The 18,613-nt window shown below is 60.5% G+C and carries 12 protein-coding genes and 1 tRNA gene; 6 read left to right on the forward strand and 7 right to left on the reverse strand.

From position 1 onward, the window contains the following. The first annotated feature begins 39 nt into the window (after positions 1 to 39). Complete coding sequence (locus ISX84_RS12070) at positions 40 to 276, forward strand: DUF1127 domain-containing protein (protein ID WP_195820617.1); 237 nt, start codon at positions 40 to 42, stop codon at positions 274 to 276. Between the two features lie 563 nt (positions 277 to 839). On the opposite strand, the gene ISX84_RS12075 is transcribed toward ISX84_RS12070, so the two are convergent. Then, on the reverse strand, positions 840 to 1,769 hold the full coding sequence (locus ISX84_RS12075) for an autoinducer binding domain-containing protein (RefSeq protein ID WP_195820618.1): 930 nt from the start codon (positions 1,767 to 1,769) through the stop codon (positions 840 to 842). 477 nt (positions 1,770 to 2,246) lie between these two features. Then, positions 2,247 to 4,658, reverse strand: coding sequence for an ATP-dependent helicase (locus ISX84_RS12080; protein ID WP_195820619.1), 2,412 nt, complete (start codon positions 4,656 to 4,658; stop codon positions 2,247 to 2,249). A gap of 206 nt (positions 4,659 to 4,864) precedes the next feature. Between ISX84_RS12080 and ISX84_RS12085 the strand changes: the two genes are divergently transcribed. From ISX84_RS12085 to ISX84_RS12105, 5 genes are all read left to right on the forward strand, one after another. Further along, positions 4,865 to 6,766: a sensor domain-containing diguanylate cyclase gene (locus ISX84_RS12085; RefSeq protein ID WP_326838732.1), complete on the forward strand. Its 1,902-nt coding sequence runs from the start codon at positions 4,865 to 4,867 to the stop codon at positions 6,764 to 6,766. Positions 6,767 to 6,842: 76 nt separating this feature from the next. After that, on the forward strand, positions 6,843 to 7,982 hold the full coding sequence (locus ISX84_RS12090; protein ID WP_195820620.1) for an alpha-hydroxy acid oxidase: 1,140 nt from the start codon (positions 6,843 to 6,845) through the stop codon (positions 7,980 to 7,982). 358 nt (positions 7,983 to 8,340) lie between these two features. Next, a complete protein-coding gene (locus ISX84_RS12095; RefSeq protein WP_195820621.1) occupies positions 8,341 to 11,781 on the forward strand; it encodes a pyruvate carboxylase in 3,441 nt (1,146 codons plus the stop codon). Between the two features lie 127 nt (positions 11,782 to 11,908). Next, positions 11,909 to 12,289: a VOC family protein gene (locus ISX84_RS12100; RefSeq protein ID WP_195820622.1), complete on the forward strand. Its 381-nt coding sequence runs from the start codon at positions 11,909 to 11,911 to the stop codon at positions 12,287 to 12,289. Between the two features lie 115 nt (positions 12,290 to 12,404). Beyond that, positions 12,405 to 12,479: transfer RNA gene (locus ISX84_RS12105), tRNA-Gly, on the forward strand. 191 nt (positions 12,480 to 12,670) lie between these two features. Here the strand turns inward: ISX84_RS12105 and ISX84_RS12110 are convergent. The 5 genes from ISX84_RS12110 to ISX84_RS12130 form a co-directional block, all read right to left on the reverse strand. Then, on the reverse strand, positions 12,671 to 14,083 hold the full coding sequence (locus tag ISX84_RS12110) for a 3'-5' exonuclease (RefSeq protein ID WP_195820623.1): 1,413 nt from the start codon (positions 14,081 to 14,083) through the stop codon (positions 12,671 to 12,673). Position 14,084: 1 nt separating this feature from the next. Beyond that, positions 14,085 to 14,603: a hypothetical protein gene (locus ISX84_RS12115; RefSeq protein ID WP_195820624.1), complete on the reverse strand. Its 519-nt coding sequence runs from the start codon at positions 14,601 to 14,603 to the stop codon at positions 14,085 to 14,087. 4 nt (positions 14,604 to 14,607) lie between these two features. Then, positions 14,608 to 16,428 (reverse strand): DUF294 nucleotidyltransferase-like domain-containing protein, encoded by a 1,821-nt coding sequence (locus ISX84_RS12120; RefSeq protein ID WP_195820625.1) that lies wholly within the window; start codon positions 16,426 to 16,428, stop codon positions 14,608 to 14,610. A gap of 103 nt (positions 16,429 to 16,531) precedes the next feature. Next, the gene (locus ISX84_RS12125; protein WP_195820626.1) at positions 16,532 to 18,316 is read right to left on the reverse strand and encodes a sodium:solute symporter family protein; all 1,785 of its coding nucleotides are present in this window, start codon (positions 18,314 to 18,316) and stop codon (positions 16,532 to 16,534) included. A gap of 5 nt (positions 18,317 to 18,321) precedes the next feature. Next, positions 18,322 to 18,582, reverse strand: coding sequence for a DUF4212 domain-containing protein (locus ISX84_RS12130; protein ID WP_195820627.1), 261 nt, complete (start codon positions 18,580 to 18,582; stop codon positions 18,322 to 18,324). Positions 18,583 to 18,613 lie beyond the last annotated feature (31 nt).

Consider the following 18,613-nt stretch of genomic DNA (forward strand, 5'->3'; position numbering starts at 1 on the left):
GTCACAACAGAACGACGAACGAAAGATGAGGCACAGCAAATGGCCTACTACACACAAACGAATTCCGCATCCACCAGCCTGATCGAACGGGCGCTGGCTGTAACCGCAAACCTGCTTCAGGCTGCCGCGCAGCGCTATGCGACATATCGCGTGTACCGCGAGACGTACAATGAGCTGGCACAGCTGAACGACCGCGACCTGAACGATCTGGGCCTGTCCCGGTCGATGATCCGCGGCCTGGCACTGGAAGCAGCAGAAAAATACGCAGGTAAGTGAACCTGTTTACAGATCAGACATTCGTCTCCTCCCTAGAGTGTCTGTAACATGCAACGGCATTCATCCTCCTCCCGGATGTCGTCGCCCTTACAAAAGCGCATGAAAATGCGCGCCTCTCCCTCCGGCCCGTCGGGCAGCCGGGACAGGTTACCAGATCAGACGCGCCTTTCCTCCTCCCTGGGGCGTCTGTGACCAGGCAGCGGCATTCATCCTCCTCCCGGATGCCGCTGTCCCTAACACCCAAGCCGAGATGGCTTGTTGTCATACGCTGCAGGGGCTTTCCTCCTCCCTAGTCGCTGCAGCGGACAAAGAAGGCGGCTCCCTCCTCCCGGGCGCCGCCTTTTTCCTTTTCAGGCCCCAGCTGCAATCCTTTGACCGGGGCAAGGACCACTAGCCGAAAATAGCTCAAAGTCTCGCGATTGAAGTGGCTGGACCCCTGTTCTGGTAACCTTGCGCCACCGGGACCATCCAGCGCGGTCCTGCCCTTGACGCCAAACCTCAAGAACGTAGAGACAACGACGGCCTCTTCAGTTACAGCGAAGTACTTTGGCACCAGGACCGTTTCATGTGTCGGTTTCTGCCATTTCTGCAGCTTCCCAACCTACCAGCTTGGGAAATGGCGTCACAACGTCGTCTGAGTAAAATGGCAAATTGTCGAACCAACCGTTCGCGCTTGCCGTTGCCAGCGCTTGAAAGATCGTTTCCACATTGAGTTTTCGCCGAATTGATACCTGCAGGGAGTTATTCCCTCCATATGGCGAACTCATGGTCAGCGCGCTGGCGGGGTGCGAACTTGTAGCCAAAGTGTGCAGAAACCGGAGTTCCTGCGCTGACAGAGTATTGTCGTCTAAGTTCGTCAAAGAGGCGCAGTGTTGGAAACCTTCTATTGCGAGTTGAGCCACGGCTTCCAGGTCCGAACGGTTGAACCGGATATTCTCGCTAAACTTTTCTTCGGTGTCTGAAGATGAAAACGTGACTGCGATACGTGCGCCATTTGGCCGTGTGCTCGCATAACACATTCCCTTGGTCCCGACATTGTGCTCTTCCCTGTCATCCCAAAACTCTCTTACAAGCGGAGATGACGTACTCAGATCGCAAAACAGAAAACTGGCATTTCCGGACTTTGCTTCCAGAAAGACCGGATCGACGAATTGATATGACTTCTCCTCGTGTCGCCGAAGCCAATTTTGCCCGTATGACGTACACATGCGCGATGAAAAATTTGCGGATCGTCCCTGCTCGACAACAAACAGAGAAAAGTGCTGGAATCCCGAGTTGGTCGCAGCCTGCCATAGAAGCTGCGAAAGCTCAGTAAGGTTGTCACACACACTGATCGAGTTGGCCAGTTCCTCCATGTCATCCGTGCGAAACTGGATGGCATCAGACCCTTCGATGATGTGCGAAATCCTTTTCAGCCCCTCCATAACTTGGGCTGATCGCTGTGCGCCACTACCGATGGCTTCTTCCAGAACTGCTCTTACCCAGTGCGACATGTGCTCTTTCCAGCTGCCTTCACCTTGGTATCGATAGTTCTGGTTAATATAGGCTAAATCTTGCCGATAATTTTTGACTTTTTTTCTGTATGTTAGCAGGATTCAAGAAACCATCCGCAACGCATCGGCAGATTACCGCTAATTCTAAGGAGTATTGTTGAGTGTCACCAAAAGCTCCGGTTTCGATCCAGAAATAAAAAGCGCGCATTGTCGCGGCTTGGTTGGCCGAAGTTGGTTTCTATCTTCTCTCATATGGTCGAAAATAATGCGAGAAGCTACTCGCCATTTATGGCTAGGGACCAAAAAACGCGCAGTGAAGTTACTCATATTGAGAGTAGCAAGCTGACCTGAGCGATCTTCGGAGCTAGCAGCAACACAGATCAGACACTCTTGCTATTCACTTTGTTTACAGAAGCGTCTGTTTGCGTCACCGGAATCCAAAACAGCTTGGTTACAGCAGGACCCGGACAGCGTTTGTTAGAACGGGATATCGTCGCAGCCGGTCACGAATTTCGCGACGACCTTCTTCACCCCCGCCTTTTCAAAGGCAATCTCCAGCTTGTCGCCTTCGATGCCCTGAATGGCACCGTAGCCGAATTTCTGGTGGAAGACGCGTTCCCCCATCGTGAAGCTGGAAACCGCAGACATATCGATCACCGTGTTCTTGCTTTCGCGGGGCTGGCTGACCGGGCGGTCCTGGCTGCGCGCCTGCAGGCGGCGCCATCCGGGTGAGTTGTAGACATTCGCCTCGGCGGCTGCATTGTGCAGGTTCGATGTCGGTGCCGCCGCGCCATAGCCGCCCCCATAAAGGCCCGGCGGGGTCAGCACCTCCACATGGGTCTCGGGCAGTTCATCGATAAAGCGCGAGGGCATAGACGACTGCCACTGCCCAAACACCCGACGATTGGCGGCAAAGGAGATGGTGCACAGCTCTTCGGCCCGCGTGATGCCCACATAGGCCAGCCTGCGTTCTTCTTCGAGGCCCTTCATGCCGCTTTCATCCATCGACCGCTGCGAGGGGAAAAGACCGTCTTCCCACCCCGGCAGGAAGACCACGGGAAATTCCAACCCCTTGGCCGCATGCAGCGTCATGATGGAAACCTTTTCGCCGCCATCATCGGTCTCGTTGTCCATGATCAGGCTGACATGTTCGAGGAACCCCTGCAGGTTCTCGAAGTTGTGCAACTGGTTGATCAACTCCTTGAGGTTTTCCAGCCGCCCCGGTGCTTCGGGCGTCTTGTCGTTCTGCCAATGCGCGGTGTAGCCGCTTTCATCGAGAATGATTTCGGCAAGCTCCACATGGCTCACATCGGGGTGACAATACTCCAGCTTGACGGGGCCCTCGTCGATCACATCGTCGGTCTCAGAGACGGAGATCAAGCGCCCCTTCGTCATCTGGCCCCAGCGGTCGATCCCCTCAACAAGCTGCGCAAGGGCCGCGCCGCCCTTGCCGCCGATGGCGCGTGTTTCCACAACCAGACGCGCGCCTTCCAGCAGGGAGATCCCGTTTTCGCGCGCGACGCGCTGGATGGTCTGCCGCGCCTTGTCGCCAAGGCCGCGTTTGGGCGTGTTCACGATCCGCTCAAAGGCCAGATCGTCATCCGGGCTGACAGTGATGCGAAAATACGCCATCGCATCGCGGATCTCCATCCGCTCATAGAACCGCGGGCCTCCGATGACGCGGTAGGGCAGCCCGATGGTCAGGAACCGATCCTCAAAGGCGCGCATCTGGTGAGAGGCGCGCACCAGAATGGCCATCTGGTCGAGGCCAAATGGTTTCATGCCCCGGGTGCCGCGCTGCGCCGCTTCCACTTCTTCGCCGATCCAGCGGGCTTCTTCCTCGCCGTCCCAATGGCCGATCAGACGCACCTTCTCGCCCTCGGTGAGGTCCGTGAAAAGCGTCTTGCCCAATCGGCCCTCATTGCCTTCGATGACCCCGGAGGCGGCGGCGAGGATGTGCGGGGTGGAGCGGTAATTCTGTTCCAGTCGGACCACATGGGCACCCGGAAAATCCTTTTCAAACCGCAGGATATTGCCCACCTCAGCGCCGCGCCAGCCATAGATCGACTGGTCATCGTCACCCACGCAGCAGATGTTCTTGTGTCCGCCCGCCAGCAACCGCAGCCACAGGTACTGTGCCACATTGGTATCCTGGTACTCGTCCACCAGAATGTAGCGGAACCAGCGCTGATACTGCTCCAGCACATCCGGGTGGGTCTGGAAAATCGTGACCATATGCAACAGCAGATCGCCGAAATCCGTGGCGTTCAGTTCAATGAGACGCCGCTGGTATTGCGCGTAGAGCGCGACACCCCGGTGATTATAGGCGCCTGCGTCGCTGGCAGGCACCTTGTCTGGCGTGAGCGCACGGTTTTTCCAGCCGTCAATGATGCTCGCCAATTGCCGCGCAGGCCAGCGTTTGTCGTCGATCCCGTCCGCCGCCACCAGCTGCTTGAGCAGCCGCAACTGGTCGTCCGTGTCCAGAATGGTGAAGTTTGATTTCAGCCCCACCAGTTCCGCATGACGGCGCAGCAGCTTCACACAGATCGCATGGAAGGTCCCCAGCCAGGGCATCCCTTCGATCTGCTGCCCCAGCATCTGACCCACGCGCTTTTTCATCTCCCGCGCGGCCTTGTTGGTGAATGTCACCGCCAGGATTTCATTGGGTCGGGCAGACCCGGTCATCAGCAGATGCACGATGCGGGCGGTCAGCGCGCGCGTTTTGCCCGTGCCCGCCCCGGCGAGCATCAGGACCGGCCCGTCCAGCTTCTCAACCGCCTCGCGCTGCGCCGGGTTCAGACCATCCAAATAGGGTTGCGGCCGCGCGGCCATCGCCCGCGCCGACAGCGATGCGCCGTCAAAGGCGTCCATTTCATCGTAACTGCTCATGACCATATCGTACCGAAGTCAGGCAGCGATTTAAAGCTATGTTCTTATAATGTTCAATAATCTGCACATCAGACGCAAAACGGTCCAATCCGACGAAAACTTGACACAAAAGCCGGACACACGCGGGGCGCGGCTCCCCAAAGCTTAAGGAATTGGAAACGTTAACGCTTCATCCCTTGGCGTAAGGGTGTCCAAGGAGTGTGGTGGTGGAAACGGCAGAACAGTCAAAGAAGCTCGCTGAGATCGTATCGCAGGAAAATGCCAGCGCGAAGGCCCGCAAATACGGCGTGGTCGCGCTTTTGATCTTCATGGCGGCGGCCAACATCTTTGCGAATGTGAAATTGCCCTACCCGATTGTCGACCGCATGCTTGAGGCCGACATCAAGGAGGAAGCCAAGCTCTGGCGCAAACGCGTTCTGGACCAGCTCGGTCACGGCGCGGAGACGTTCGAGCTGACCGCCGACGTAGACACCTCGGGCGAGGACTTGAGCGCCTACGGCGGTGCCGGCGGCAATCACCACGGCCTCACGGATCTGGACATTTCCTTTCTCAGCCAGATCACGCGCGCCTCGGACATCTATCGCTTCAAGATGTTTGACGCCGAGGGTCGGGTTTTCTGGTCAAGTCGGCCCTCCGATATCGGCACCACAAACACCAGACCCTACTTCATCGGCGAGGTGATGAATGGCGAATCCTATTACGAACATGCTGCGAAACCGGCCTCCGAAGTCGATGACTTTGAACTGCACGCCCTGGCCGATACCAATGAGATGATGCGCGAAGTCGCCGAGGTTTACACGCCCGTCGTCCGGAATGGTTCGGTGATCGGGGCGATCGAATTTTACACCGACATCACGAAAAAGCGTGACACCTTCGCATGGCGCATTGAATGGTTGATGATGATCGTCTCGACCATCTTCATGACGATTTTCTCCATCATCGTTTTGTCCGTCCTGCGGCGCGGACGGCGTCAGATGCACGAGTTGGAGACGCGCACCACCAAGGAACGCAAGACCCTGGAACGCCAGATGCAACTGGCCCGTGAGGTGAGCCTTCTGGGTGAGTTGAACGAGTGGCTGCAATCCAGCCGGTCGCTGGATGAATTGTTCGAAATGGTCGCGCGTTTCATGACCCATATGCTGCCCGATTGCGAAGGCAGTGTGTATGTCTACTCCAATTCCCGGGACGTGTTGGATGGCGCGACTTCCTGGAATGAAGGCGACCACAAGGCCCATATCCATCCCGAAGAATGCTGGGGGCTGCGTCGCGGTCGGACCTATGTTTACGGCACGTCCAGCATCGATTTTGTCTGCGAACATGCCGAACCCCATGACGACCGGCCTTATTTCTGCTTCCCGATCCTCGCACATGGCGAGACGGTTGGCCTGATGCATCTGAAAGCGAAGACGATGATGTCCGTCGATGCCTTCAAGGAATATCAGAAGCTGGCGCAGATGTGCGCAGAACAAATCAGCCTGGCCATTGCCAACGTTCAGATGCGCGATCAGTTGCAGGAACGGTCCGTGCGCGATCCCTTGACGGGGCTCTTCAATCGCCGCCACATGACGGACTATCTGCGCAAGATGATCCAGAGCGCGCAGCGCACCGAAGAGGTGTTCAGCATGCTGTACCTCGACGTCGATCACTTCAAGAAATTCAATGACAACCACGGCCATGATGCGGGTGACATGGTGTTGCGCACGGTTGGTGAGGCGCTGGAGCGGGCCTGCGATGGCGATGAAATCGCCTGCCGGATGGGAGGCGAGGAGTTCATGCTCCTGCTGCCGGGCACTGACCGGAAGACCGCTGAAAGCCGGGCGGAAAAGCTGCGCCGGGCGATCGAGGCGATCACGCTGCGCTACGGCGAAAAGAACCTGCCCCGGATCACAGTGTCGGTCGGCGTGGCGCTTTTCCCCGATCACGGGCACATGCCACAGGACCTGCTGCGCGTCGCTGATGACGCCATGTATGAGGCGAAGGCGCAGGGTCGCAACCGGGTGGTCCTGGGCAGCACCGAGGTCGACGCCTTTGACGGGGACGCCGAGGCAGAGGCGGACCGTGCCTTTGAGGAACACGCCAAGGTCGGGACCCTTCCGGCCGCCAGTTGAACGACACTGGGTGGCGCGTGCGGAAGGCAGGCAAAGGACGCTTTCCGCGCCGCCCATTGGTTGCTAGCCTCGCGCCATGGACCTGCACAATACCTACCCCGGCCTCGTCGATCTGCGCCAGCGCGCACAGCAGCGCATCCCGAAATTTGTCTGGGAATACCTTGACAGCGGAACCGGGCATGAAGCCACAAAGGCGCGCAATCGCAAGGCCTTGGACCGCATTGGCTTTGTCCCGTCCATCCTGCACGGTGAATTCGATCCTGACTTGAGCACGCCGCTTTTTGGGGACACCCTGCCCCTGCCCTTTGGCATCGCGCCCGTTGGCATGTCGGGGATGATCTGGCCGGATGCCGAAGCGCATCTGGCCCGCGCCGCGGGTCGGGCGGGCATCCCCTACAGCCTGTCTACCGTGGCCACCCAGACCCCCGAAGACATCGCCTCACACCTCGCGGCGGACGGCTGGTTCCAGATGTATCCACCACGAGACGAGGCCATTCGCACCGACATGCTGAACCGCGCCCGTGCCGCGGGTTTCTCAACGCTTGTGTTGACGGTAGACGTGCCGGTGGCCTCGCGCCGCGAGCGCCAGACGCGCTCTGGTCTGACGCTGCCGCCCCGGCTGACGCCACGTTTGCTGGCCCAGGTCGCCCTGCGCCCCCGCTGGGCATTTGAAATGGCGCGGCGCGGATTGCCCCGGATGCGCACGCTGGAGAAATACGCCAGCGCGGCCACCACGGCACTCTCCTCCACGGCACATGTGGGTTATCTGCTGCGCACCTCACCCGATTGGGACTATGTCGCCTGGCTGCGTGATGCGTGGGAGGGCCCCTTGCTGATCAAGGGCGTTCTGCGTGCCGACGACGTGCCCGCCTGTGAAAAGATCGGTGTGGACGGGCTTTGGGTGTCCAATCACGCGGGGCGCCAGTTCGACGGTGCGCCAGCCTCGATCAACATGCTGCCAGGTATCCGGGCGGAAACAAGCCTGCCGGTCATCTTCGATTCCGGGATCGAAGGCGGGCTCGACATTCTGAGGGCACTGGCAAGCGGCGCGGATTTCGTCATGCTGGGCCGGGCATTCCACTTTGCCCTTGCCGCCCTCGGCCCCCCAGGCATCGATCACCTCCTCGATATTCTGCGGAAGGATCTGATCGCCAATATGGGACAATTGGGCGCGCGGGATCTGGCAAGCCTGCCGCCCCCCATCGTCCTGTCTTAACCTGGATCGACCCCAACGGTGACATGCGTGTTCCGTGTGAGCAGTCCCGGTCTTGCGCGCCTCTACCCTGAGCGGCCAGGACATATCTAACCATTTCGAACTCTCTGTCAGAGGGGATCACATGACGTTGGCACCCCGGCCAATATGCAGCTTGTCCAGACGTCAGGGAAGTTACCGGGAGGCTCAATCAGGAGGGAATATCCCCGCTCCAACGGCGTTTACAGAGGGTTCAACCGTCGCAAAACGCCGTTCAAACATGGATTCTTGCGATATACCCACTACTACGTGTTGTTGCAGTTACCCAAACGTCATACACGTTGCTGCACCTGCACAATAGCGCGAAAGACCGGAGCCCCCTATGACTGACTTCCGCAAAATCCTGATCGCAAACCGCGGTGAGATTGCCATCCGCATCATGCGCGCCGCCAATGAGATGGGCAAGAAAACGGTGGCCGTTTATGCGGAAGAGGACAAGCTTGGCCTGCACCGGTTCAAGGCGGATGAGGCCTATCGCATTGGCGAGGGGTTGGGGCCCGTTGCTGCATATTTGTCGATCGATGAAATGATCCGGGTCGCGAAGGCCTCCGGCGCGGATGCGATCCACCCGGGCTACGGGCTGCTGTCGGAGAACCCCGATTTTGTCGATGCCTGTGATCAGAACGGCATCACCTTCATCGGTCCGCGCGCGGAAACCATGCGTGCCCTTGGCGACAAGGCCAGCGCCCGCCGGGTGGCCATGGAGGCCGGTGTGCCGGTCATTCCCGCCACGGAAGTGCTGGGCGATGATATGAAGGCCATCAAGTCGGAGGCGAAGGAGATCGGTTACCCCTTGATGCTCAAAGCCTCCTGGGGCGGTGGCGGGCGCGGCATGCGTCCGATCCAAGGCGAAGATGAGTTGGAAGAAAAGGTTTTGGAAGGTCGCCGCGAGGCAGAAGCCGCCTTTGGCAATGGCGAGGGCTATCTGGAAAAGATGATCCTCAAGGCACGCCACGTAGAGGTGCAGATCCTTGGCGACAAGCACGGCGGAATGTACCACCTTTACGAGCGGGATTGTTCGGTGCAGCGCCGCAACCAGAAGGTCGTGGAACGCGCCCCTGCCCCCTATCTGACCGACAAGCAGCGCGAAGAGATTTGCGAGCTGGGCTATAAAATCTGTAAACATGTGAATTACGAATGCGCGGGCACCGTCGAATTCCTGATGGATATGGACGACGGCAAATTCTACTTCATCGAAGTAAATCCGCGCGTGCAGGTCGAACACACGGTGACCGAGGAGGTCACCGGCATCGACATCGTGCAGGCGCAAATCCTGATCGCAGAGGGCAAGAGCATTGCCGAGGCGACGGGCAAGCCCACGCAGAAAGACGTGCATCTGAACGGCCACGCGCTGCAGACCCGGATCACCACCGAAGACCCGCAGAACAACTTCATTCCTGACTATGGCCGCATCACCGCCTTCCGCGAAGCCACCGGCATGGGCATCCGACTGGATGGGGGCACCGCTTATTCCGGGGGTGTGATCACGCGGTACTACGACAGTCTGCTGGTCAAGGTGACCGCCAAGGCGCAGACGCCGGAGGCGGCGATTTCCCGGATGGACCGGGCCTTGCGCGAGTTCCGTATCCGGGGCGTCAGCACCAACATCGCCTTTGTCGAGAACCTGCTGAAGCATCCGACGTTCCTCGACAATACCTACCACACCAAGTTCATTGACGAGACGCCGGACCTCTTCCAGTTCACCCGCCGCCGGGATCGCGGCACCAAGGTCTTGACCTATATCGCGGACATCACCGTGAACGGGCACCCGGAGACCAAGGACCATCCGCGCCCTGCAGCCCATGTGCGGAACCCCAAGCCCCCCGCGCTCAAGGCAGAGCCAATGATGGGCACGCGCAACCTGCTGGAACAGAAGGGGCCGCAAGCGGTTGCCGACTGGATGAAACAGCAACGCCAGTTGCTGATCACCGACACCACCATGCGGGATGGGCACCAGTCCCTGCTGGCCACGCGGATGCGCAGCCATGACATGATCAAGGTGGCCCCGACCTACGCCGCCAACCTGCCGCAGCTTTTCAGCGTGGAATGCTGGGGCGGCGCGACCTTTGACGTGGCCTACCGCTTCCTGCAGGAATGCCCCTGGCAGCGCCTGCGCGATCTGCGCGCCGCCATGCCGAACCTGATGACGCAGATGCTGCTGCGCGCCTCCAACGGTGTCGGCTACACCAACTACCCCGACAATGTGGTGCAGGAATTCGTGCGGGTGGCGGCCAACACAGGCGTCGATGTCTTCCGCGTCTTCGACAGCCTGAACTGGGTGGAGAACATGCGCGTCGCGATGGATGCGGTGATCGACAGCGGCAAGGTCTGTGAAGGCTCGATCTGCTACACCGGCGACATCAATGACCCGGACCGCGCCAAGTATAATCTCAAGTACTACGTTGATATGGGTAAGGAGTTGCGCGACGCAGGCGCCCATGTGCTGGGCCTCAAGGACATGGCCGGGTTGCTGAAACCCGCCGCCGCGCGGCAACTGGTCAAGGCGCTGAAATCCGAGGTGGGCCTGCCCATCCATTTCCACACGCATGACACGGCAGGCGTGGCCTCTGCCACGATCCTCGCGGCCTCCGAAGCCGGGGTGGATGCGGTGGATTGCGCGATGGATGCGCTCTCGGGCAATACCTCGCAGGCAACGCTTGGTTCTGTCGTGGAGGCGCTCAAGCACACGGATCGTGACACCGGGCTGTCGATGCAGGCGGTGCGCGAAATCTCGGACTACTGGGAAGAGGTGCGCAGCCACTACGCGGCCTTTGAAACCGGCATGCAGGCCCCCTCCTCCGAGGTTTATCTGCACGAGATGCCCGGCGGTCAGTTCACCAACCTCAAGGCGCAGGCCGCAAGCCTCGGTCTGGACGACCGCTGGCACGAGGTGGCGCAGACCTATGCCGATGTGAACCAGATGTTCGGCGATATCGTGAAGGTGACGCCCTCCTCCAAGGTCGTGGGTGACATGGCGCTGATGATGGTGTCGCAGAACCTCTCCCGCGCGGATGTGGAAAACCCCCAGACCGATGTCGCTTTCCCCGACAGTGTCGTCGACATGATGCGCGGCAACCTCGGCCAGCCTCCGGGCGGTTTCCCGGACGGTATCCTGAAAAAGGTGCTGAAAGACGAGGCGCCGAATACCGAACGCCCCGGCAAGCACCTGCCCCCCGCCGATCTGGAGGCGCTGCGCAAGGAAGCGTCCGACGCGATGGAGGGCAAGGAGGTCGATGACGAGGATCTCAGCGGCTACCTGATGTATCCCAAGGTCTTCCTCGACTACATGGGCCGTCACCGTACCTATGGTCCCGTGCGCACATTGCCGACGAAAACGTTTTTCTACGGGATGGAACCGGGCGAGGAAATCTCTGCCGAGATCGACCCGGGCAAGACGCTGGAAATCCGGCTGCAGGCGGTCGGCGACACCAATGAGGATGGCGAGGTCAAGGTCTTCTTTGAACTCAACGGCCAGCCCCGCGTGATCCGCGTGCCCAACCGTCTGGTCAAGGCCAGCACCGTGCAGCGCCCCAAGGCCGAAGCCGGCAATGCCAATCATATCGGTGCGCCGATGCCGGGTGTTGTCGCCTCCGTCGCGGCCAGCGTCGGCGGCAAGGTCAAAGCGGGCGATCTGCTGCTGACCATCGAGGCGATGAAGATGGAAACCGGCATCCATGCCGAGCGCGATGCGGTGATCAAGGCGGTTCATGTCACGCCGGGAGGTCAGATCGACGCCAAGGATTTGCTGGTCGAATTGGAGTAATAATTCGCCCCGCTGTCTCCGCTCATTCGCGGACAAAGCGGGGCGGGACTCATCTTGCAGGGCGGTAAGTACCGTTCTCGTGAGGCGCCAAGATGTCCACCCAAACCACTGTACCATAGGGGGCAGTATGCGCATTTCAGCTTTCACCGTGATCGTGCCGGACTATGGCTCGGGCATCGACTTTTTCTGTGGCACGTTGGGATTTGACCTCGTCGGAGACATCCCGCAGGGGCACAAGCGATGGGTGACGGTGGCCGCCCCCGGGACCGACACCCGGATCGTCCTCGCCCGGGCGGAAAACGACCGGCAGAAGGCAGCCATAGGGGACCAGGGCGCGGGACGTGTCTGGCTGTTTCTGGAGACAGATGACTTCGCGCGGGATCATGCGCGCCTGCAAGAAAAGGGCGTCGTTTTCGAAGAGGCACCGCGCACGGAAGTCTATGGCACTGTGGTCGTCTTCCGCGATCCTTTTGGCAATCGGTGGGACCTGATCCAGAAAGCCGCTTGAGCGCGCAGAGCCCGGTTTTTCCCCTCGCCCAGAAACTGGAATTTTTTGCCTCCCCGGACTATTTTTCCCTTGCAGGCACCGCGCAGCGGAGGTATCTCACGCCTCACCCAAGGATGCGGGCGTAGCTCAGGGGTAGAGCATAACCTTGCCAAGGTTAGGGTCGGGCGTTCGAATCGCCTCGCCCGCTCCAATGGGTCCTTTCATGGATAGTCGATACGAACGTGGTTGCGTGGTGTTTTGCAGGCCATCCGACCACCGTCGTGCCACGCCCCCTACGATGCAGCCTTTCATATGATGCCTGGAAACGCGATCCGTCCTGACGTCATTGGGTTGTGACCTCTAAGCTTCCGGCACAGTAGCGAGCACCCGGAAAAGCGTCGGCTATGTGTTCAGGTCTTTCAGCAAACGCCCGTGCTTTTGCGTGGCCTGCGTCAACGCTCCGAACGTATCAATCCCCTTCCCCTCCAGCAAAGGTAACAGCTTGACCAACGCGCGCCCCGTCGCTTGCGCATCCCCCAGCGCGGTATGACGCAGATGGGCCGGGATAGTGACCTCCAGACGGTCGCAGAGCACGTCCAGAGAATGCTCTTCGGTAATGCCAAACACGACCGCAGAGAGCAGCACAGTGTCCAGCACGGGATGGTTCCAGTCGACCCCCATATCCGTCTGGAACCGGCGGAGCAGGCCGATATCGAAAGGCGCGTTATGGGCAACAAGCACAGCCTCGCGGGCGAAATGGTGAAATCTGCGACCCGCGGTGGCGATATCCGGTGCGTCTGCCACATCGGCGTCTGTCACACGATGGATTTTTGTCGAGGCGGGTGGGATCGGACGACCCGGATTGACGTAAGTGTCCAGCACTTCTCCCTCGACGATGCGGCCGTTCAGCACCCGGACCGCGCCCAGTTGCACGATCGCATCTTTCTCGACGCTGAGCCCGGTCGTCTCCGTATCAAACGGCACAAAACACAAGTCGCGCAGCGGCGTCTCGGCGATCTCCCGTGTCTCTGATGCATTCATCAGGTCGAAATCGAACACCAGCGGGCGCGGGTGTATCGAGGGGCTTTTCGGGGTTTTCACGTCCAGGCAAAGCATATGACCGTCGTCCCCCAGGGCCTTCAGCCGGGCGTCGAACCCCCCGTTTCCGCCCGTATCCTGCAGTGTGAACGTCACCTCTCCCGCCCCTTTGGACAGCCTCTCCATTGCCGCGTTCAGCGGGGTGAGATCGAAGTAATCGGCAAGTGGCGCCTTCAGGCGTGGCGGCGCAATCTGCGTCAGAACATCGGCGGCCTGCGCGTCGTACAGAACAATTTCCCGCGCCGGATTGAGAAGGATCGTTGCAATCGGGATTTCGGTCAGCAAGGCCGTGAGCCGTTCGCTTTCCGCCTTCAAGCGCTGCGTCTCCTGCGCGACCTGGGCCGCCGTCTGCATGACGGAGGCGTTCATTGTCTCAGACAGCGCGCTTGCCGCGGGCGCCAGATCGCCAAGGTAGCGCGCAGCATCCCTGTCCACGGCACTATCCACACCGGAGTGGGCGCGCAGACGTAAATCGGCGGAGAGGCGCGTGATGGGTTTGGCCATATTCTCATCAAAGAGCAGCCAGATGCCGAGCGCGAACCCGGTGTTCAGAAAGGCAAAGGCGATAAAGGCGGTGATGAAGGGACCGGCGGGCAGGCCAGCTTCGCCTCTGGACCAGCCAAAGGCCAGTGCGCCTGCCGCCAGCGCCGCGCTCGCGAAGGCTACGAGGCAGAAGAAGAGAAAGACGCGCAGGCGGAGGGAAAGGGTGGTGAGCATATCAAGTCTCACACACCAGTTTCAGGATCGGATCATCCGCAGGCACGGCTTGCCAATCGGCATCAGCTACGGTGCCATCTGCGGCGAAATCGGCCCCATCAATCAGCAGGGCGGATTGCGATTGACCACAGTCAAACAGCATCGGCGCCTGATTGACCGGCGACCACCGCCCGAAGAAATAGATATCCGCAAGCCGCTGATCGGGCAGGTTCGGATGTTTGCGCGCCGTGCCCGTATCGACAGCGGCAAAGCGTTTCGTATAGGGCCAGACCTGCGTCCACGGGCGCAGCCAGCCCTGTTCCTCGACCGTCATGGCGATCTGAACGCCGCCGGGCAGGCGCTCTGCCGTACGTCCAAACCAGGTATATTCGTTCGAGATGGTCATGCCGATCATGCCCGCGCCTGCCGCCACCGGCATCACCCACTTCGGCAGACGGCGACCCGTCATGATATTGAGCAGCATGGCAAGGCCAGCACAGGCGATCCCGGCGAAGATGGTGGCGATGAGTTCGACAAACATGGGCCTATCCTAACGCGCCTTTGCCCGATCCCACAGCAGATTGCATCGTTTTCACGACCACAAAAGCGTCACGCAGGTGGCTGCGCTCGAAATCCGAGAGCGTTGCGGGATCGAGATAGTTGTTGGGCTTGGCCCCGGCCTTGACCTGTGCCGCCTGATGCTCCAGCCGCGTCATGGCGATCAGGTCATAAGCGCTGAGCAGGTCGGCACCGCCGGCGGGCGAGAGCACGCCCGCCTTCTGCGCGGCCTCCAGCCGGGCGCGGGTGTTCACCGGGCTGAGCTGGCCTTGCAGCGTGTAGACACGGCCCAAATCGACCACCGGCACCACGCCGTTGTGTTTGAGATCAAGCCGGTTGCGGTGCTCGCCCGAGCGGATGGTTGCCAGCCCGCGCAGCAGACCCAGCGGTGGCTGATGCTTGAGTGAGTTTGAGATCATATGCGCGGTGAAGATCGAGTTCTTCGACGCCTCTGCCAAGGTCTTCTGCTGCAGATCGTCGAAGAGGCTACGGTCACCCCCGATCGGGCGCAGGTCGAACATCACAGAGGCCAGCATCTGCGCTTCGGGGTTCGGTGTCGCGATCCAGCCCCGGAAATACTCTTGCCACACGCGCAACGGCTGGCACCAACGCGGGTTGGTCGCCATCATATCGCCAGGGCAGTAGAAATAGCCGCAGGTGTCGAGCCCGTCGCTGACGTATTTCGCGAGGGCTGCAAAATAGGGCATCTGCGCCTCAGTCACATCGTCAGACAAGATCAGGCAATTGTCCTGATCGGAGACACCCGTTTGTTCCTGCCGCCCCTGACTGCCGCAGGCGAGCCAGAGGTAGGGCACGGGCGGCGGGCCAAGTTCAGCTTCGGCAAGCGCGAGTAAGCGCCGGGTTGCGGTGTCGGCGATGTCGGTGATGAGGCGGGTGACCACCTCATGCCGGTTGCCCGCCTCGACCAGCTGCACCAACAGATCCGGGATCTGCGCCGTGACGCGGGCCATTTCACCCGCGTCTGCAGCCTTGGCCACGCGCCCAACCAGATCAGCCGACGACATCGCCTGCGCGCGGGTGAGATCGGTCTGTGTGACGATGCCGACAAGGTCCGATCCCTCGACGATGGGCACATGGCCAATGCCGCGCTCGACCATCAGGTGCAGCACGTCGGTGACCAGCGCGGTAGGTCTGAGGGTGAGGGGGTGTTCCGTCATGATCGTGGACAAAGGCGCACCAGCGTCATGCCCTTCTGCCACCACGCGCCCGGTCATATCGCGCAGGGTGACAATACCGCGAAACCCCTGCGCTTCGCTGACACAGATCGAGGAAATGCGCTTGGCGTGCATCTGGGCTGCGGCGTCGCGGATCGGCGTTTCGGGCGCGCAGGTCATCGGATCGCGGGTCATCAACTGCCCCACCGGCAGCGTTGTGAGGTCTTTTTGATCGGAGCGCGGCGGACGGCGGCGATCAAAGAACTTGGCCACCGGCGCATGGGCGTCGATCAGCGCGAAAAACGTATCCGCTGGCACCGCGATCAACGTGCAGTCTCGCGTCACGGTGGCGGTACGGCTGGCCGCTTCATCCCGCAGCAGCGCGCGTTCCCCGAAGGAATTCCGCGGGCCGAGGATCGAGATTTGCACATCCGTCTCATCGGTGATTTCGACCTCTCCGCCCGCGATGATGTAGAGGTTTTCCGCCGTGTCCCCGACCACAAAAACCGTCTCGCCGGGGGCATAGTCGGTTGCCGTGCAGAGCTGCGCTAGCGTGTCGAGATCAGCGTCTGACAGGCTGTCATACGGGTGCACAGAGGCAAGGAACTGTCGCAGATGGGCCGGAAGGGGCATGGGTTAGCCTCTGGAAGCGGGATGTCCTGCCCGAGGGAGGATCGGGCAGGACGGGCCTGATATGGGAGGCACCGCCACCCATGGGTGGCGATGTCAGGCGTCTTTAGTGACCTTCGACGGACACGCCGGCACCGCGCGGGATGCGCACGCTTTCGACGAGGTCCTTGATCTCCTGCGGGGTCTCCTTGGTCATGCCGGAGACAAAGTAGGCCACCGCGAAGTTGACCGCAGCCCCGATGGCGCCGAAAGAGGTCGACTTGATCGGGCCCAAGAGCGGGTCGGCATCCGTGAACGAGTTGGTGTCCGGGATGAAGAACCAGCCTTTGTGCAGGAAGATGTAGAGCAGCGTGACCACGAGGCCTGCGAGCATGCCTGCCACGGCGCCTGCATTGTTGATGCGGGTCGAGAAGATCCCCATCATCAGCGCCGGGAAGATCGAGGCTGCCGCGAGACCGAAGGCCAGGGCCACTGTCTGCGCTGCAAATCCTGGTGGATTGAGCCCCAGAAGCACGGCCACCACGATCGCCGCTGCCATCGAGACCCGCGCCGCCAAGAGCTCGGATTTCTCTGACATGTTCGGCGTGAGCTGACCTTTCAGCAGGTCATGTGAGACAGCTGAAGAGATCGCCAGCAACAACCCCGCCGCCGTCGACAGCGCCGCAGCCAAGCCTCCCGCTGCCACAAGGCCGATCACCCAACCGGGCAGGCTTGCGATCTCGGGATTGGCCAGCACCAGGATGTCGCGGTTGAAGTTGGTCAGCTCATTGCCTTCCCAGCCATTCTCAGCCGCCTTGGCTTGCAGATCGGCGTTCTGATCATTGTAGTACTGAATCTTGCCGTCGCCGTTCTTGTCTTCCCAGCCCAGCAGGCCGGTCTTCTGCCATGTGGCCATCCAGGCGTAGTCCGGGTCGGTCTCGATCTGCTCGACGCTGACCGCTTCACCGCTTGTGCCATTGGGCCACATCAGCTCGGAGATGTTGAGCCGCGCCATCGCACCCACAGCCGGAGCGGTGAGGTAGAGGAGCGCAATGAACACCAACGTCCAACCCGCCGACCAGCGCGCGTCCGACACTTTCGGCACCGTAAAGAAGCGCATGATCACATGCGGCAGACCCGCCGTGCCGATCATCAGCGACAGCGTGAAGAGCACCATGTTGATCGTCGATCCATGCGCTGCCGTGTACTCAGCAAAGCCCAGGTCGGTCACGATCTGGTTCAGCTTGACCAGCAGCGGCTCGCCGCTTTCTGTGCTGCCGAAGAGGCCCAGTGCCGGGATCGGGTTGCCCGTGAGCTGCAGCGAGATGAAGACCGCCGGGATCGTATAGGCAGTGATCAGCACGCAGTATTGCGCCACCTGCGTATAGGTCACGCCCTTCATGCCGCCAAAGACCGCATAGGCAAAGACCACGCAGGACCCGATGAGCAGCCCCCAGAAGGCATCGATCTCAAGGAAGCGGCCAAAGGCGATGCCCACACCCTGCATCTGGCCGATCACGTAAGTGATGGAGGCCACAAGCAGGCAAATCACAGCCACCATCCGCGCGGTGCTGGAGTAGAACCGGTCGCCGATGAACTCGGACACCGTGAACTTACCGAACTTGCGCAGGTAAGGGGCCAGCAGCAATGCGAGCAGCACATAGCCACCGGTCCAGCCCATCAGGAAGGACGAGTTGTCATAGCCGGTGAAGGCGATGAGCCCCGCCATGGAGATGAAGGAGGCGGCAGACATCCAGTCAGCAGCGGTTGCCATACCGTTGGTGACAGGGTGCACGCCACGACCAGCAGCGTAGAATTCTGATGTGGAGCCCGCGCGGGCCCAGATCGCGATGCCGATGTAGAGCGCGAAGCTCGCGCCCACAAACAGCAGGTTGAGTGTAAACTGATCCATTGTGACTATTCCTCGTCCACGCCGTGTTCACGGTCGAGCTTGTTCATGCGCCAGGCGTAAAAGAAGATCAGGATCAAGAAGACGATGATCGACCCTTGCTGCGCGAACCAAAAGCCCAGGTCGGTGCCGCCCACGGCGATCCCGGCCAATGCCGGGCGCAGGATGATCCCGAACCCGAATGAGACCAGCGCCCAAATGACGAGGCTGATCAGGATGAGACGCACATTGGCTTGCCAATACGCGTTGGTGTCGTTTGTTTGGGACATGAAGCCCTCCTCCGTATGGTTCCCTGAGGCC

The sequence above is a fragment of the Roseobacter sp. MH60115 genome, assembly GCF_015644665.1.
Taxonomy (GTDB): Bacteria; Pseudomonadota; Alphaproteobacteria; order Rhodobacterales; family Rhodobacteraceae; genus Roseobacter.

Coding starts and splice junctions, on each gene's coding strand:
- ISX84_RS12100 (WP_195820622.1), top strand. CDS start 11,909: ATGCGCATTTCAGCTTTCACCGTGATCGTGCCGGACTATGGCTCGGGC.
- ISX84_RS12075 (WP_195820618.1), bottom strand. CDS start 1,769: ATGTCGCACTGGGTAAGAGCAGTTCTGGAAGAAGCCATCGGTAGTGGC.
- ISX84_RS12070 (WP_195820617.1), top strand. CDS start 40: ATGGCCTACTACACACAAACGAATTCCGCATCCACCAGCCTGATCGAA.
- ISX84_RS12110 (WP_195820623.1), bottom strand. CDS start 14,083: ATGCTCACCACCCTTTCCCTCCGCCTGCGCGTCTTTCTCTTCTTCTGC.
- ISX84_RS12125 (WP_195820626.1), bottom strand. CDS start 18,316: ATGGATCAGTTTACACTCAACCTGCTGTTTGTGGGCGCGAGCTTCGCG.
- ISX84_RS12130 (WP_195820627.1), bottom strand. CDS start 18,582: ATGTCCCAAACAAACGACACCAACGCGTATTGGCAAGCCAATGTGCGT.
- ISX84_RS12120 (WP_195820625.1), bottom strand. CDS start 16,428: ATGCCCCTTCCGGCCCATCTGCGACAGTTCCTTGCCTCTGTGCACCCG.
- ISX84_RS12080 (WP_195820619.1), bottom strand. CDS start 4,658: ATGAGCAGTTACGATGAAATGGACGCCTTTGACGGCGCATCGCTGTCG.
- ISX84_RS12090 (WP_195820620.1), top strand. CDS start 6,843: ATGGACCTGCACAATACCTACCCCGGCCTCGTCGATCTGCGCCAGCGC.
- ISX84_RS12095 (WP_195820621.1), top strand. CDS start 8,341: ATGACTGACTTCCGCAAAATCCTGATCGCAAACCGCGGTGAGATTGCC.
- ISX84_RS12115 (WP_195820624.1), bottom strand. CDS start 14,603: ATGTTTGTCGAACTCATCGCCACCATCTTCGCCGGGATCGCCTGTGCT.